The sequence below is a fragment of the Senegalimassilia sp. genome (assembly GCF_977052095.1).
Genome location: NZ_CDRSTZ010000052.1, coordinates 1 through 15,289, shown reverse-complemented (window position 1 = coordinate 15,289; position 15,289 = coordinate 1). Strand labels below are relative to the sequence as shown.

The 15,289-nt window shown below is 64.0% G+C and carries 13 protein-coding genes; 10 read left to right on the top strand and 3 right to left on the bottom strand.

What is annotated here, in order from left to right:
* Positions 1-302: 302 nt before the first annotated feature.
* The 3 genes from ACWI6D_RS08240 to aroF all read left to right on the top strand — a co-directional run bounded on the left by ACWI6D_RS08240 (position 303) and on the right by aroF (position 2,549).
* Positions 303-1,283, top strand: coding sequence for an undecaprenyl-diphosphate phosphatase (locus tag ACWI6D_RS08240; RefSeq protein WP_449134326.1), 981 nt, complete (start codon positions 303-305; stop codon positions 1,281-1,283).
* Between the two features lie 184 nt (positions 1,284-1,467).
* Positions 1,468-1,749: a chorismate mutase gene (locus ACWI6D_RS08235; protein ID WP_129423095.1), complete on the top strand. Its 282-nt coding sequence runs from the start codon at positions 1,468-1,470 to the stop codon at positions 1,747-1,749.
* Positions 1,746-2,549, top strand: coding sequence for a 3-deoxy-7-phosphoheptulonate synthase (gene aroF / locus ACWI6D_RS08230; protein ID WP_129423094.1), 804 nt, complete (start codon positions 1,746-1,748; stop codon positions 2,547-2,549). Before ACWI6D_RS08235 ends, aroF begins: the two co-directional genes overlap by 4 nt.
* A gap of 149 nt (positions 2,550-2,698) precedes the next feature.
* Here the strand turns inward: aroF and ACWI6D_RS08225 are convergent, their stop codons facing one another.
* Entirely contained in the window at positions 2,699-2,995 is a 297-nt protein-coding gene (locus ACWI6D_RS08225; protein ID WP_449134325.1) for an EFR1 family ferrodoxin, read from the bottom strand.
* A 417-nt stretch (positions 2,996-3,412) separates the two neighbouring features.
* Here ACWI6D_RS08225 and ACWI6D_RS08220 point away from each other — a divergent pair, with 417 nt between their 5' ends.
* Positions 3,413-5,983, top strand: coding sequence for an ATP-dependent helicase (locus ACWI6D_RS08220; RefSeq protein WP_449134324.1), 2,571 nt, complete (start codon positions 3,413-3,415; stop codon positions 5,981-5,983).
* Between the two features lie 55 nt (positions 5,984-6,038).
* On the opposite strand, the gene sdaAA is transcribed toward ACWI6D_RS08220, so the two are convergent.
* A complete protein-coding gene (sdaAA, locus tag ACWI6D_RS08215) occupies positions 6,039-7,667 on the bottom strand; it encodes an L-serine ammonia-lyase, iron-sulfur-dependent, subunit alpha (RefSeq protein WP_449134323.1) in 1,629 nt (542 codons plus the stop codon).
* Positions 7,668-8,403: 736 nt separating this feature from the next.
* On the opposite strand from sdaAA, the gene ACWI6D_RS08210 reads away from it, so the two are divergent.
* Entirely contained in the window at positions 8,404-9,342 is a 939-nt protein-coding gene (locus ACWI6D_RS08210) for a manganese-dependent inorganic pyrophosphatase (protein ID WP_417751552.1), read from the top strand.
* Positions 9,343-9,612: 270 nt separating this feature from the next.
* On the opposite strand, the gene ACWI6D_RS08205 is transcribed toward ACWI6D_RS08210, so the two are convergent.
* Positions 9,613-10,485, bottom strand: coding sequence for a LysR family transcriptional regulator (locus ACWI6D_RS08205; RefSeq protein ID WP_449134322.1), 873 nt, complete (start codon positions 10,483-10,485; stop codon positions 9,613-9,615).
* Between the two features lie 153 nt (positions 10,486-10,638).
* Between ACWI6D_RS08205 and ACWI6D_RS08200 the strand changes: the two genes are divergently transcribed.
* From ACWI6D_RS08200 to fusA, 5 genes are all read left to right on the top strand, one after another.
* Entirely contained in the window at positions 10,639-10,962 is a 324-nt protein-coding gene (locus tag ACWI6D_RS08200) for a hypothetical protein (protein WP_449134321.1), read from the top strand.
* Positions 10,963-11,301: 339 nt separating this feature from the next.
* Complete coding sequence (locus ACWI6D_RS08195; RefSeq protein WP_449134320.1) at positions 11,302-12,414, top strand: M20/M25/M40 family metallo-hydrolase; 1,113 nt, start codon at positions 11,302-11,304, stop codon at positions 12,412-12,414.
* Positions 12,415-12,785: 371 nt separating this feature from the next.
* Positions 12,786-13,157, top strand: a complete 372-nt coding sequence (gene rpsL, locus ACWI6D_RS08190) for a 30S ribosomal protein S12 (protein WP_129423086.1) — start codon at positions 12,786-12,788, stop codon at positions 13,155-13,157.
* 118 nt (positions 13,158-13,275) lie between these two features.
* The gene (gene rpsG, locus ACWI6D_RS08185; protein WP_129423085.1) at positions 13,276-13,746 is read left to right on the top strand and encodes a 30S ribosomal protein S7; all 471 of its coding nucleotides are present in this window, start codon (positions 13,276-13,278) and stop codon (positions 13,744-13,746) included.
* A 13-nt stretch (positions 13,747-13,759) separates the two neighbouring features.
* The coding region (gene fusA / locus ACWI6D_RS08180) for an elongation factor G (protein ID WP_449134319.1) at positions 13,760-15,289 on the top strand (1,530 nt) is incomplete at its 3' end.

Genomic DNA, 15,289 nt, shown 5'->3' with positions numbered 1-15,289 from the left:
CATTTGCGTAGTCGCCCATCTTACACGATAGCGGCAGGTGGCGGCTCGTTTCGCGCGCATCTTCAACACAACGCTATGACGGTTGTGGGCGGTTTGGGTGAATGGCGCCGCCCCTAAACATCAAGCGCACGTAAAATGTTCGTGCGCCCGGTCTGGTTTCCGCCCAAAAGCCCACGTCACGCGTAACCTGCGCGTACCATGGTGAAATCGTGACGCGTTCGAACGCATCGGGCGCATGCGCCATCACGATTCCTGGCGCCGCCCTCTCAAGCGTCGCGCAACAGGTATGTGAAAGGCGGAATATGATTATCGAAGCGTTGAAATCCCTGCTCATCGGCATTGTCGAGGGCGTTACCGAATGGCTGCCCATCTCATCGACGGGCCACATGATCATCGTCGACGACTTCGTGCAGCTGCAGGTGTCGCCGGAATTCCTCGCGCTGTTCCTCGTCGTCATCCAAATCGGCGCCATCCTGGCTGTGCTCACGTTGTACTTCCACAAGCTCAACCCGGTAAGCCCTCGCAAAACCGCAGATGAGAAGCGTGCAACGTGGCGTTTGTGGGGCATGGTTGCCATCGGTTGCATCCCGGCGGCCATCATCGGCATCCTGTTCGACGACTGGGTGAACGCCCACTTCTACAATAAGGTGTGCGTGGCGGCCATGCTCATCCTGTACGGCGTGGTGTTCATCGTGCTCGAGCGCCGCAACCGCCGCCGCCTGGGCGAATGTCGCCGCGCCATCGAGTCCGAGCACGCGCAGCCCACCATGCCGCGCGGTCGCCACGCGCGCATGCAGCCGCTTGCGGCCACGGCGGCATCTAGCGCCGACGTCGAGGCCGAGGCGGAGCGCCGCATGTTCCGCATCACCGACGTCGACCACATCGACTGGAAAACGGCGCTGAAAATCGGCTGCTTCCAGGTGCTGGCCATCATCCCCGGCACGTCGCGTTCCGGCGCCACCATCATCGGCGGCATGCTGTGCGGCTGCAGCCGAACCGCCGCGGCTGAGTTCACGTTCTTCCTGGCCATCCCCATCATGTTCGGCTGGGGCCTGGTGAAATGCCTGAAGTTCGTGGCGGCCGGTCTGGTCATGACGCAAACCGAGATTGTCGTGCTTATCGTCGGCATCGTCTCGGCGTTCGTTATGTCGGTCGTGTCCATCAAATTCCTCATGGGCTACATCAAGCGCAACGACTTCACGGCGTTCGGCTGGTACCGCATCATTGTCGGCGTGCTGGTGCTCGGCGTGTTCGCCCTGCAGATGGCGGGCGTGCTGGCATAACGTCTGCCGCCACGCCCTGAAAAGTTCACCGACATATCTGGCGCGATATCCCCAGCCTGCCGGGCTCTTTTGCTATCATGTTTGCCACACGAGGGCCGCTTGTCGCGCAAGCGGCGCGCCGCAGCAGGGAAGCGGCGCGCGCGGCCATGCTCGTTACCACTTGCAAGTATGGAAGGAAAAGCCGATGTCTGATCAGAACAGCTCGTTCGAGCAGATCCAGGAACATCGTGCCAAGATCGACGAAATCGACCGTCAGATCGTCGCGCTGCTGAACAAGCGCGCCGGTCACTCGCTGGTCATTCGCGGCCTGAAGCCCGGTGCGCGTATGGGTCTGTACGACCCGAAGCGCGAGGAGGAGATTTTCGAGAAGGTTGACAGCTTCAACGAAGGGCCGCTCTATAACGACAACCTCCGCGAGATTTACAGCACTATCCTGAAGGTCATGAAGGAGACTCCGTCGGCATGAGCGAACAGCATATCGAAACGAAGCTGCCAGATTACGGCACCCGCACTGACGAGATCACTATCTACGCCGGTCCTTGCTCGGTAGAAAGCGAAGAGCAGTTCTTCGAAGTTGCCGAATGCATTCACGACCTGGGCCTTTCCTGGATTCGCGGTGGTGCCTACAAGCCGCGCACGAACCCGCACAGCTTCCAGGGCCTCGGCGAGGAAGCGCTGAAGATCATGAAGGCCGGCGGCGAGAAGTACGGCCTGAAAACGCTCACGGAAGTCATGGACTCCGAGCACTGCGAGCTGGTGCACTCCTACGTCGACGGCCTGCAGGTGGGCGCGCGCAACTTCCAGAATTTCAGCCTGCTGAAAAACATCGGCAAGGTCACGAAGGACTCGCGCAAGATGGTGTTGTTCAAGCGCGGTTTCGCGGGCACCATCGCCGAGTGGCTGGCCGCAACCGACTACATCACCATGGAGGGCAATGACAACGTCGTGCTGTGCGAGCGCGGCCTGCGCACGTTCGAGACGGCCACGCGCTTCACGCTCGACATCTCCGCGGTGCCGGTTATCCACAAGCAAAGCCTGCTGCCCATCTGCGTTGACGTGTCGCACCCGGCTGGCGTGCGCGACTTGGTGCCCAGCCTGGCCCGCGCCGCGGTTGCTGTGGGCGCCGACTCCATCATGATCGAGGTGCATCCCAACCCGCCGGCGGCCCTGTCCGACGGCCCGCAGCAGCTGACTCCGGCCCAGTTCCGCGTGCTCGTCGAAGAGCTGCGCGAGATCGCGGCCGTGTTCGGCAAGAAAATCGTGTAGCGGCGTTTGCGGATAGCGCGCAGCGCGTTGCTCGCGAAGCATTTTTCGAAGGCGAATCGGATTTCCCGGTTCGCCTTCGTGCGTTTAGGGAGGGGTGGGGCGCCGGCTCTGCCGCGCAGCGTCGCCTTGCTTGCTCCTGCGGCCCGGATTTATTGTCGCGCGCCGTAGCTGATGGCGCGGGCGGGGCAGGCGCGCACGCATCCTAAGCACATAAGGCATTCGGCATCGGGCCAGGTGGGGCGCTTGCCGTCCATCACGATGGCGCCGGCGGGGCAGATGCGCTCGCAGCGCCCGCACCCTACGCAGGCGTCGCTTACGGCGAAGTTTTGCGTGTCGAGCACGCGGTCAAGTTCAACGTGGCCTAGCAGCCCGTCGGTGCTGTTCGCTTTCGTCCACGCGCCCATGTTCGCCTCCTTCGCCTTGCGCTTTTGCCCGGTTTGCCGCATTTCGGCATCGATTATGGTACCGCATCGCTGTTGCTTTCGCGTTCGCTCTCGTTAAGGAAGCGTTGGGCGCATCGGCAATCGCTTCGCTCTTTGTGGAATCTGCGTTTACGTCGCTGTCCGGGCGGGCGCGGTATGGCTGCCTGTGCGGAGCATCGGGCCGCCGGCGCATCGCTCCTTCGCGCCCTTCGCCTGCGCTTTGGCCACCTATTGTCCTGCGAAAATAGAACACTATCTGCCTATGCTGTGCATGCGCGCGCCGCGGCCGTGAACCTGCTGCCAAGCTGCGCTAGAATCATACGTTGCGCTTCACGGCGCAACCATTGGAATCACCCCGTCGCCATCGCCCCCCGCGCGCCCTGCTAACTCAGCTGCCGCGTAAGCCCGCGAGGCCGGCGGTTTAGCCCGAAGGAACCCCACATGCCCGTCGACATCACCACGCTCAACGGCCCGCAGCGCGCGGCCGTCGAATGCACCGAAGGCCCGCTGCTTGTGCTTGCAGGCGCCGGATCAGGTAAAACGCGCGTGCTCACGTACCGCATTGCGCACATCCTCGAAGACCTTGACGTGGCGCCGTGGGAAATTTTGGCCATCACGTTCACGAACAAGGCCGCCGCGGAAATGCGCGAACGCCTGCAAGGCCTGGTGGGACCGCGCAGCCGCGGCATGTGGGTGTCCACGTTCCACAGCATGTGCGTGCGCATGCTGCGCGCCGACGCCGAGCTGCTGGGCTTCTCGAAAAGCTTCACCATCTACGACACCGACGACCAAAAGCGCCTGTACAAGGAAATCATGGCCGAGCTCGACATCGACCCGAAGCGCTTCCCCGTAAACGCGCTCATGAACCGCATTTCCACGGCGAAAAACGAGCTGAAGGCCCCCGGCGTGTTCGCCAAAGAGGCCAACGACCCGGTGGGCAAGGTGGCTGCGCGCGTGTACGAGCGGCTGCAGGAGCGCCTGAAGCAGGCGAACGCTTTCGACTTCGACGATTTGCTGCTGTACGCGTATCTGCTGCTCAAAAACCACCCCGAGGTGCTGGAAGCCTACCAGCTGCGCTTCCGCTACATCATGGTGGACGAGTATCAGGACACGAACCACGCGCAGTACGAGATCACGCGCCTTTTGGCCGAGCAGCACGGCAACATCATGGTGGTCGGCGACGACGACCAGTCCATTTACAGCTGGCGCGGCGCCGACATCCGCAACATCCTCGATTTCGAGAAGGACTACCCGCGCTGCACCACCGTGAAGCTGGAGCAGAACTACCGCAGCGTCGGCAACGTGCTGGCCGCGGCGAACGCGGTCATCGCGAACAACCAGCATCGCAAGGCCAAAAAGCTGTTCACCGACCAGGAAGACGGTGAGAAAATCCACGTGTACATGGCCACCGACGAGCGCGACGAGGGCCGCTGGATTGCCGGCGAGATCGAGAAGCAGCGCCAGAAGGGCCTCAGTTACAACCAGGTGGCGGTGTTCTACCGCACAAACGCGCAGTCGCGCATGCTTGAAGACATGCTGCTGCGCGCCGGCGTGCCGTACCGCATCGTCGGCGGCACGCGCTTCTTCGAGCGCGCCGAAATCCGCGACGTCATGGCGTACCTCACGCTGGTGGTGAACCCCGCAGACGACATCGCGGCCAAGCGGGTTATCAACACGCCGCGCCGCGGCATCGGCAAGTCCACCATCGAGCGCATCGAGCAGTTCGCGCGCGAAATGGGCATGACGTTTATGGAAGGCGCCGAGCTGGCCGTGGCCGACCCCGAGCTGCGCGCCTCCACGCGTCGCAGCGTGGGCGAGTTCGTGCAGCTGGTGAAAGACGCGCAGTCGTATTCGGGCGATTTGCGCAAGCTTATCGAGGCCGTTATCGACAAGTCGGGCCTTATCGGCGCGCTGCAGGCCGAAAACACCGACGAGGCGCGCGGGCGCATCGAGAACATCCAGGAGTTCTTGTCGGTAGTCGACGAGTTCGTGGACACGCATGACGAGGAAGGCGCCGACTACGCGGCGCCTCAGCATTCCGCCGTTCTACGAACGGCGGATGCGCTCGACGCTGCGGCTTCCCCTCGCACCCAATCCGCGGCTGCTGACGAAGGCTCGGGCATTGGGGAAACCCTCGCTGACTCTTCGCTACCTATGGGTGGGCAACTTGCGGATGACGCGCCGGTTGCAGTCGGTGTAACCGCTGGTGGGGAAGGTGTTGGCGAAGCCGGCGCTGCTACCGATGAGCCGGTGCGCGTGCTGCGCGGCGATTCGCTGGCCGACTTTTTGGAGTGGGTGCGCCTGCGTACCGACCTTGACACCATGGAAGACGACGGCCAGGCCGTCACCATGATGACCGTGCACGCCAGCAAGGGCTTGGAGTTCGACTGCGTGTTCGTGGCCGGCATGGAGGAGACGCTGTTTCCGCACATGAACAGCGTCGGCGACGCGGCCGGCATCGAGGAGGAGCGCCGCTTGGCCTACGTTGCCATCACGCGCGCCCGCAAGGTGCTGTACCTCACGTGCGCCTACACGCGCCAGATTTTCGGCCAAACACAGTCGAATCCCGTGTCGCGCTTCGTGCACGAAATTCCCTCCGAGCTGCGCCAAACCATGGGCGTGGGCAGCCAGGGCTTCTCCGGCACCGGCTGGGAGAAGCGCGGCAGCCGCAAGGGCATATCCGGCAGCGGTGTGGAGGCCGGCGGCGGGCGCGTGTTCGGCCGATCAAGCGCCAGCATGCCCGGCGGGCGCTCCGACCGCGAGCGCCGCGAGGCGCGTACGGGTCGCATGGGCTCGGGCCGCGCGGTTTCGGGAGCGTATGTGCGTCCGGGCGCCGAGAAGAAGGCGGCCGCGAAGATGACGTTTGCCGCCGGCGACATGGTGGACCACAAGACGTTCGGCCGCGGCAAAGTCACGAAAGTCGACGGCGACACGCTCTACGTCCGCTTCACCAAATCCGGCCAAACGAAAAAGCTCCTCAAAGACTACGCCCCCATCGTAAAAATCAACTAACAAACCAGCGCCCCTCGCAAATCCCAACTGCGAGGGGCGCTTTCGCTTGTAGCTCCTACTTTCCGCACATGTGGGCTTCGCACCAGGCGCAGGCGTCGGGCGTGGCTGCCAGGCCGCCCAGGGCGCTTTCGCGCAACTCGAACGGCAGGCTGCGGCCAACCTTGTACACGGCCTCCACCGTTTGGTCGAACCCAACCAAGTTGCCGACGTTCGCCAGCGAAATCTGTGCGCTGACCAGCGCCGTTGCCGCGCCCGATGCGTTGCGCTTCTGACACGGCACCTCAACCAGGCCCGCCACGGGATCGCACACCAGCCCCATCATGTTCGTCAGCGCGTTGCCCGCTGCGTCCAAGCACTGCTCGGGCGTGCCGCCTTCAAGCTCCACGGTTGCCGCCGCCGCCATGGCCGCGGCGCTGCCGATCTCGGCCTGGCAGCCGCCCTCGGCGCCGGCCACGGTGGCGTTGCGCGTGATCAGGTACCCCACGGCCGCCGCGCATCCCAGCGCACGCACCAGCTCGTCGTCCGTGAACCCCTTCGTGGCCTGCAGCGACAGCAGCACGCCGGGGATGACGCCGGCCGAACCTGCCGTCGGCGCCGCCACGATGCGGCCCATGGACGCGTTCGTTTCCAGCACGGCCATGGCGTACGCCGCCGCCGACGATATGGGCTCGCCGCACACGTTGCGCGCATGCCGGCGCAGCTTCGCCATGCGCTGCGCCTCGCCGCCCAAAAGCCCGCCCATGGAATTCGCCGGCTCGTCAAGCGGCCCGAACGCGGCGTCCTTCATGACGCGCAGCACGCGCAAAAGGTACGCCTGCGTGCCGTCGGCGAACCCGCGGCTTTCCTGAACGGCCTGTTCGCGGCGGAAGAACACCTCGGAAATGGAAGCTTTGCGTGCCCGGCACAGCTCCAAAAGCGCGCTTCCCGTGCCGAAATCAAGCGCGCGCAAATCCTCAAGCGCCCGCGCCTGCACGTCGGCGTCAACCGGCGCCGGCGCCTCGCCGGCCACGGTGGCGGCGGGGATGACGCGGCAGCCGCGGATAAGCGGGTTGGCATTGATGGCCTCGCGCGCCTCTTCGCTGATACCCTGGTCGGTCTCAAGCACGGTGTAGGCCACGTCGCCGCGCTGCTCGCGGTACATGCGCGCGGTGGCGATGTTCACGCCGTGCTCGCTCAAGCACGTGGCGATGTGCGCAAGCACGCCGGGCTCGTCGATCTGCTGCACCACGATGGAGTGGTTCTCGCCGGTGATGTACACGTCCACGCCGTCGATCTTGCGGATAACCGCCGCGCCGCCGCCCACGCTTTCGCCGCGCACGCACATGCGTACGCCGTCGGCGCCGTCGATGACCATGTCGATGGTATTGGGGTGCTCGTAGTCGTCCGAGTCGGGCAGGGGAGTGAACTCAAAATGAAGCTCCGCTTCGCGCGCGTGGGCAAATGAATTGCGAATGCGCAGGTCATCGGGCGAAAAGCCCAGCATGCCGGCCACAAGCGCCTTGTCGGTGCCGTGCCCGGTCAGCGTGTGCGCGAAGCTGCCAAGCAGGCGAAACTCCACGCGCCGCGGCAGGCTACCGGCCAGTTTGCGCGCCATGTACGCGATGCGCAGCGCGCCAGCGGTGTGGCTGCTCGACGGCCCCACCATTACCGGCCCGATGATGTCGGTTAGCCCCAGCGTTTCCATGTTCGCTCCTATTCTTCGCTGCAAGAAGACGATGATGCGCCCGCGCCGAGAAACCTCGCCGCGCTCCAATGTCTTGCGAACACTATAGCCGCCCCCCGCCACTTCCACGCCTATGCGTTACATGAATTTACCGGCCCAGCCCAGGCCAGCCCAGCCCAGCCCAGCCCAGCCCAGCCCAGCCCAGCCCAGCCCAGCCCAGCCCAGCCCAGCCCAGCCCAGCCCAGCCCAGCCCAGCCCAGCCCAGCCCAGCCCAGCCCTCTATCACCTCAATGCCTTTTTCAACAACTCGGAAAAACGTCCACTGTTGGTCAAAAATGCCACTTTCTGAAGAAATGACCGCTGCGAATCTCGACAGGCGTTACACGACAGGCGTCTGACCTGCGAAAATGGAACTAGCCGAATCTGAGGTTCGGGCTCGCGTTCAGCTTCTCGTGGATTTGTCCCCATTTCGTTCAGGTTCTTGGAAAATTGCCCAACAGTGGGTTTTTTCTTGAGTTGCTGAATGCCCGCCCATTGCCGCTGTGCCTCGCGCTCGCTAGAAGCGCTCCTCGCGATTCCATCCTCCCACCGCGGACTGCCGCCGACGGGTGCTCCTGGGCGTTTTGCGCTCGTTTCGCCCGCGTGCGCAAACGGGCAGTATAATAGTGAGTTGGTCCCATGCGCTTGCCGCGGGGCCTCTTATGAGCAAGACGAAGGATGCGCCGACGGCGCGTCGGCGAAGGTAAGGAGCGATCACATGGCGGCACCCATTCTGGTGTTCGGTCACAAGAATCCCGACAACGATGCCATCAGCGCGGCTGTTGGCTACGCGTATCTGAAGAACGAGCTGGCGAAGCGCGACGGCGTCGACGCCACGTACGAGGCGGTCCGCCTGGGCTCGCTGCCGCCCGAGACCGAGTGGATCCTCGGCGAGCGCGGCATCGAGACCCCGCGCCTTATCGAGTCCGTGGAAGCCGGCCAACAGGTCATCCTCGTCGACCACAACGAGGCGCTGCAGTCCGCCGACGGCCTTGACGCCGCCGAAATCCTGGAAATCGTCGACCATCATCGCCTTGGCGGCCTGGTCACGGCCCAGCCGCTGCGCTTCAACGCCCGCCCTGTCGGCTCCACCGCGGCCATCGTCGCGCGCGAGTTCGAGATCGAAGGCGTGGAGCTGCCGCAGTCCATCGCCGCGCTGCTGCTCGGTGCCATGCTCACCGACACCGTTATCATGAAGTCGCCCACCACCACCGACTTCGACCGTGACATCATCGCCCGCACGGCCGAGGCCGTCGGCGTGGACCCGGTGGAGTACGGCATGTCCATCTTCAAGTGCCGCTCCAACCCCGCCGAGCTGCCCGTCGACAAGCTGGTGAACGCCGATGCCAAGGAGTTCGAGCTTTCCAACGGCAACAAGGTCTACATCGGCCAGTACGAAACGGTCGACCTCAAGGCCGTGCTTGACCGCGAGCCTGAAATCCGCGAGGCCATCAAGGCGCTCGTGGCCGAGAAGGGCTACCAGTTCGTGCTGTTCTTCGCTACCGACATCCTGGCCGAAGGCAGCCAGTTCATCTGCGAAGGCGACACCGATTTCGTGAACCGCGCGTTCAACATCGACGTCACGGGCAAGTCCGTCTGGATGCCCGGCGTGCTGTCCCGCAAGAAGCAGGTCGCAGCCCCCATCCTGGCCCTGTAACCGATTTACACCGGCATCATCGCGAAGGCCCCAGGCGCAAAGCCCGGGGCCTTCGTTCGTTTTAAGCAGGGGCAACAGCTACTGCACACTTTCGTGCTACGCCCATCCGGTCGCTGCATGCGTTTCCCGGCTGGCAAAGCGCTTCCGAAAGATCGTTCGCGCGGCGTTGCGCATTTCGTAACCGAGGACAACCCGAACGCCCGCAGCAACCAATCGCCGCACAGCACGCCTTTTCGACAGCCGCGCTCGTCAAGCAGCCGCACGCCGCCGTTATTCGCCTTCGCCGTTCATGCGCCTGCCCACGAAGTCCAGCAGAAACGCGTGGAACTCGGCGGCCTTTTGCCCCAGCGGGCGCGCCGCCGCCTCCACCACGATATCGCGCGCGAAGCGCTCGTCGGCAATCGGCGCCAGCGCCACGTCCTCGCTTTCAAGCGCGCCCCAGCTGTGCTCGGGCCAAAACCCCACGCCAAGCCCCAGCGCTATGAACTTGCGCACCACATCGGGGCTGTCGGACTCGAACACCACGTTCGGCGCGAACCCCGCCTGCCCGCACAGTTCGTCGCACACGGCGCGAAACGCCCGCGAGCCCGCCAGCGCCACAAACGGCGCTCCCGCGAAATCCGCAAGCGCTACGCTGCCGCTTTCGCTCACATGCCCGCGCGGCACCGCCAGGCAGATGCGCTCCCGAAACGCGTGCGCACCCTTCGCGCCAACGGCGGCACCCGCCAGCACCGTCTTTACGCGCACGTCCCAGCGCGCCGCCGCATTCGCCTGGTTGATGACGAACGCCGTCTGCGGGCACGCCGCGCGAAACGCCGCGATGGCGTCGACGGCCATAAGCGTGGCGGCCTCCACGTCCACGCGCACGGTGTTGCGCTCGGCACCTTTGGCCTGCGCAATCACGTCGGGCACCTGCTCAAGCCCAGACAACAGCGGCGCGATATGCTCCTCAAGCGCCTGCCCGCACGGCGTCAAGCGGATGTTGCGCCCCTGCCGCTCGAACAGCTTCGCGTCAAGCTCGCCCTCCAGCCGCCGGATGGCCTGCGTCAGCGCCGGCTGCGCCACGCCCAGCCGCTTCGCCGAATTCGTCATATGCTGCGTTTGCGCCACCTCGTGAAAATATCGCAGCTGCAAAAGCTCCATGCTTAGCCTCGCCCCTGTCGTGTTGCTCTGTGTCGATAACGCGAAGATTATCGAAAACGCTCAAACCATAACGTTAACAGTTCTACCATAACGAACCGCCGCGGGCATACGCCCACAGCGCACCTGCAGAATACCACCAAGGAGATGACGGAAATGGCAGAGGCACTCGAGGCGATCATGCTCATTTGCTTCGGGCTTTCGTGGCCGATGAACGCGTACAAGAACTTCAAGGCCCGCACGGCCGCGGGCACCAGCTGGCAGTTCATCCTGCTTATCACGCTCGGCTACTTCGCCGGCATTGCGGCGAAGTTCGTGTCGGGCACCATCAACTGGGTGCTTGCCGTGTACTTCATCAACGTGGTGTGCATCGCCGCGAACTGGGTGGTGTACTTCCGCAACCGCGCCATCGACACCGAACGCGACCGCCTGCGTGGCGAGCAGGACGCCCAAGACGCCCAGGCCGCAGCTCGCGCATAGCGCGCAGGGCTTTTTGCGGAAGCTTATCGACCGCAATGCACTTGCGTGCTGGCATCATTGCGTTGCGAATCCCATCGGAATGCGCTTGCATATCTTTGCCGACCGCTTGCTTCCTTGTGCCCGCACGCGTCCATCTTCTGCGGAAGCTTGCCAGACGCAATTCGCCTATGTGCCGGCAGGTTTCAGTTGCATAGCCCATGCGGAATGCACTTTACGCATCTTTGCTGGCCGCCCGCGCCCTTGCGCCTGCCCGCGCCCGATCGCACCATATAATAAGTAACGAAAACCAATGACCGAAAGCCGCCTTGCGCGGCTTTCGCTGTAGGAAACGGAGCCGCCATGAAACCCGACCGCCTGTTGAACCTGTTTTGCGAGCTTGTGCGCATCGAAAGCCCGTCGCGGCACGAAATCGCCATGGCCGCACGGTGCCGCACCGAGCTGGAAGCCCTCGGCTTCACGGTGCGCTTCGACGATTCCGCAGCCCAGACGAGCTCAGACACGGGCAACCTCATCGCGCACCGCGCAGGCGACGTGCCGGGCGCGCTGGTGCTGTGCGGCCACATGGACACGGTGCAGCCGTGCGCGGGCATCGAACCGGTGGTCGAAGACGGCGTCATTCGCTCGGCCGGCGACACCATTCTGTCCGCCGACGACAAAGCGGGCGTCGCGGGCATCTTCGAGGCCGTGCGCGGCCTGGTGGAAACAGGGGAGCAGCTGCCCGAGATCTGCGTGGTGCTGACCACGTGCGAAGAGCTGCACCTGCTTGGCTCCGGCGCGCTTGACGTCTCGGCGTTGCCGGCCGGCGCGCCCTGCTACGTGCTTGACGCCGACGGCGACCCGGGCACCATCATCCAGTCGGCGCCGTGCCACTGCACGTTCACGGCAACGTTTCGCGGCCAGGCCGCCCACGCGGGCGTGGAGCCCGAGCGCGGCAACTCGGCGCTGCGCATGGCCGCGCAGGCCGTGTGCCACATGCCGCTCGGCCGCGTGTCGGCCCACACCACCGCAAACGTCGGCGTCATCGAGTGCGACGGCGCCACGAACGTCGTGCCCGCCACGTGTTGGCTGTCGGGGGAGTGCCGCTCCACGTCGGTTGAGCGCGCCCGCGCCGAGCGTGCGGCCATGGATGACGCCATGCGCACGGCGGCCGCCCAAGCTCACGGCAGCGTGGACATCCAGTGGCGCACCGATTACCTGCCCATTTCCTACGACGAGCACGATCCGCTTGTGCAGAGCGTGGTTACCGCCGCGCGCGCTGCGGGCCTCACGCCGCGCCTGCACGCCTCGGGCGGCGGGGCGGACGCGAACATCCTTGCCGGGCGCGGCGTGCGCGCCATCACGCTGGCCACGGGCATGGCGAACTACCATTCGCGCGACGAGTACATCACGGTGGAAAACCTCGAAGGCACGGCGCGCCTGGTGGAGCAGCTCATCCTGGGCGCGCGCAAATAATACAGCTCGTCTATGCCTCCATCCCGGTTATCGCACAAGTCGCTGCGGTGTGCTGCCTATGAATCCACGCTTCCCTGAACCCCATCCACGGCGGCGAAAAATTTGCAACAACTTTTTCCGAATTTGTGTGCAAAACGTGGCTCACACGCCAAAAAAACCTTGCATGACCAGCCAAAACACAGTACAATAGCAATAGACACACCCGGGTGCGTGGCGTTTGACAGCCCCTATACCCGGTGTTAAAGTTCCAACTCGCGCCTGAAAAGGTGAAGGTCGTCGTGTGCGCATCAGCTGAACGCACACGAGTGGCCGACGAAGAAATGCGACGGCGGTCTCGTACGCCGTCGGAGGCAAGAGCGAAGGAGAAGATTTTGCCTACCATCAATCAGCTGGTCCGCAAGGGCCGCAAAACGGCTGCCGTGAAGTCGAAGACTCCGGCGCTGAAGGGCAACCCGCAGAAGCGTGGCGTGTGCACCCGCGTGTACACCACCACCCCCAAGAAGCCGAACTCGGCTCTGCGTAAGGTCTGCCGTGTCCGCCTGGTCAACGGTATGGAAGTTACCGCCTACATCCCGGGCGAGGGCCACAACCTGCAGGAGCACTCCATGGTGCTCATCCGCGGCGGCCGTGTTAAGGACCTTCCTGGTGTCCGTTATAAGGTCATCCGCGCCGCTCTCGACTGCGCTGCAGTTGACAAGCGCAAGCAGGCTCGCAGCCGCTACGGTGCCAAGCGCCCGAAATAAGTTCACCGCTAAGTCGCGCGGGCTGCAGAAACGCGTAACCGGAAGGGCCGGAAACGCGGCAGCCTAATGAGAGAAGGAAAGTCTCTTAGAAGCGCGCAGGAATAAGAAGGAGTTTTACATGCCGCGTCGTGCAGCAGCCGTCCGCCGTGAAGTTCAGCCGGACGCCGTCTACAACAACCGTCTTGTCACCCAGCTGATCAACAAGATCCTGCTGGACGGCAAGAAGTCCACCGCCGAGGGCATCGTCTACGGTGCTTTCGAGCTGGTTCAGGCCAAGACGGGCGAAGATCCGCTGGCCGTCTTCAAGAAGGCTATGGACAATGTCCGCCCCACGCTCGAAGTCAAGCCGAAGCGTGTCGGCGGCGCCACCTACCAGGTGCCCATGGAAGTCAACTCCCGTCGCGCCACCACGCTGGCCATCCGCTGGATCGTCGACTTCTCCCGTAAGCGCAAGGAGCACACCATGAAGCAGCGCCTGGCCGCTGAGATCATGGACGCCGCCGAGAACACCGGCGCATCCGTGAAGAAGCGCGAGGATCTGTACAAGATGGCCGAGTCCAACCGTGCGTTCTCGCACTACCGCTTCTAGGGCGTGACGGAACATGGCTAAGACTAACGACCTGAAGCTCACCCGTAACTTCGGCATCATGGCCCACATCGATGCCGGTAAGACCACTACTACTGAGCGCATCCTGTACTACACGGGCAAGACCCACAAGATCGGCGAGGTGCATGACGGCGCCGCGACGATGGACTGGATGGTTCAGGAGCAGGAGCGTGGCGTAACCATCACCGCCGCCGCTACTACCTGCTTCTGGAAGAAGGACGACGAGACGTACCGCTTCCAGATCATCGACACGCCCGGCCACGTGGACTTCACCGCCGAGGTTGAGCGCTCCCTGCGCGTTCTCGACGGTACCGTCGCCGTGTTCGACGCCGTTGCCGGCGTGCAGCCGCAGTCCGAGACCGTTTGGCGTCAGGCCGAGCGTTACGGCGTGCCGCGCATCGCGTTCATCAACAAGTACGACCGCGTTGGCGCTGACTTCGGCCACGCCATCCAGACCATGAAGGATCGTCTGGGCGCCAACGCCGTTGCCGCTCAGCTGCCCATGGGCGCCGAGGACAACTTCTGGGGCGTCATCGACCTGGTTACCATGACCGCATGGGACTTCAAGGCCGACGATAAGGGCATGACCTACCCCGAGCCTATGGATGCCATCCCGGCCGAGTTCGCCGACGAGGCCGAGCTTGCCCACCAGGAGCTCGTCGAAGCCGCCGCTGACTGCGACGACGACCTCATGGAGAAGGTCCTCATGGAGGAGGAAGTCTCCGTCGAGGAACTGAAGGCTGCTCTGCGCAAGGGCGTCATCGCCTGCAAGATCAACCCCGTGTTCGTGGGCTCCGCCTACAAGAACAAGGGCGTGCAGGAACTGCTCGACGCCGTTGTCGACTACCTGCCGGCCCCTATCGACGTTCCGGCCATCAAGGGCAGCAACCCCGAGACCGGCGAAGAGGACGAGCGTCCTTCCGACCCGAAGGCTCCGTTCAGCGCCCTGGCGTTCAAGATCATGACCGACCCGTTCGTGGGTAAGCTCACCTACCTGCGCGTGTACTCGGGCTCTCTGGATGCTGGCTCCTACGTGGTCAACGCCACGAAGGACAAGAAAGAGCGCATCGGCCGTCTGCTGCAGATGCACTCCAACCAGCGCGTCGACATCGACTCCTGCGCCGCAGGCGACATCGTTGCCGTCGTTGGCCTGAAGAACACCACCACCGGTGACACCCTGTGCGACGAGAACGCTCCCATCATCCTGGAGTCCATGGAATTCGCCGACCCGGTTATCGACATCGCCGTCGAGCCGAAGACGAAGGCCGACCAGACGAAGATGGAAATCGCGCTGCAGAAGCTGGCCGAGGAGGACCCGACGTTCCGCGTGTCCACCAACCATGAGACCGGCCAGACCATCATCGCCGGCATGGGCGAGCTGCACCTGGAGATCATCGTCGACCGCCTGATGCGCGAGTTCAAGGTCGAGGCAAACGTTGGTAAGCCGCAGGTTGCTTACCGCGAGCGTCCGGGCCACGAAGTGCTTGGCGCCGAGGGCAAGTTCGTCCGCCAGTCCGGTGGTCGC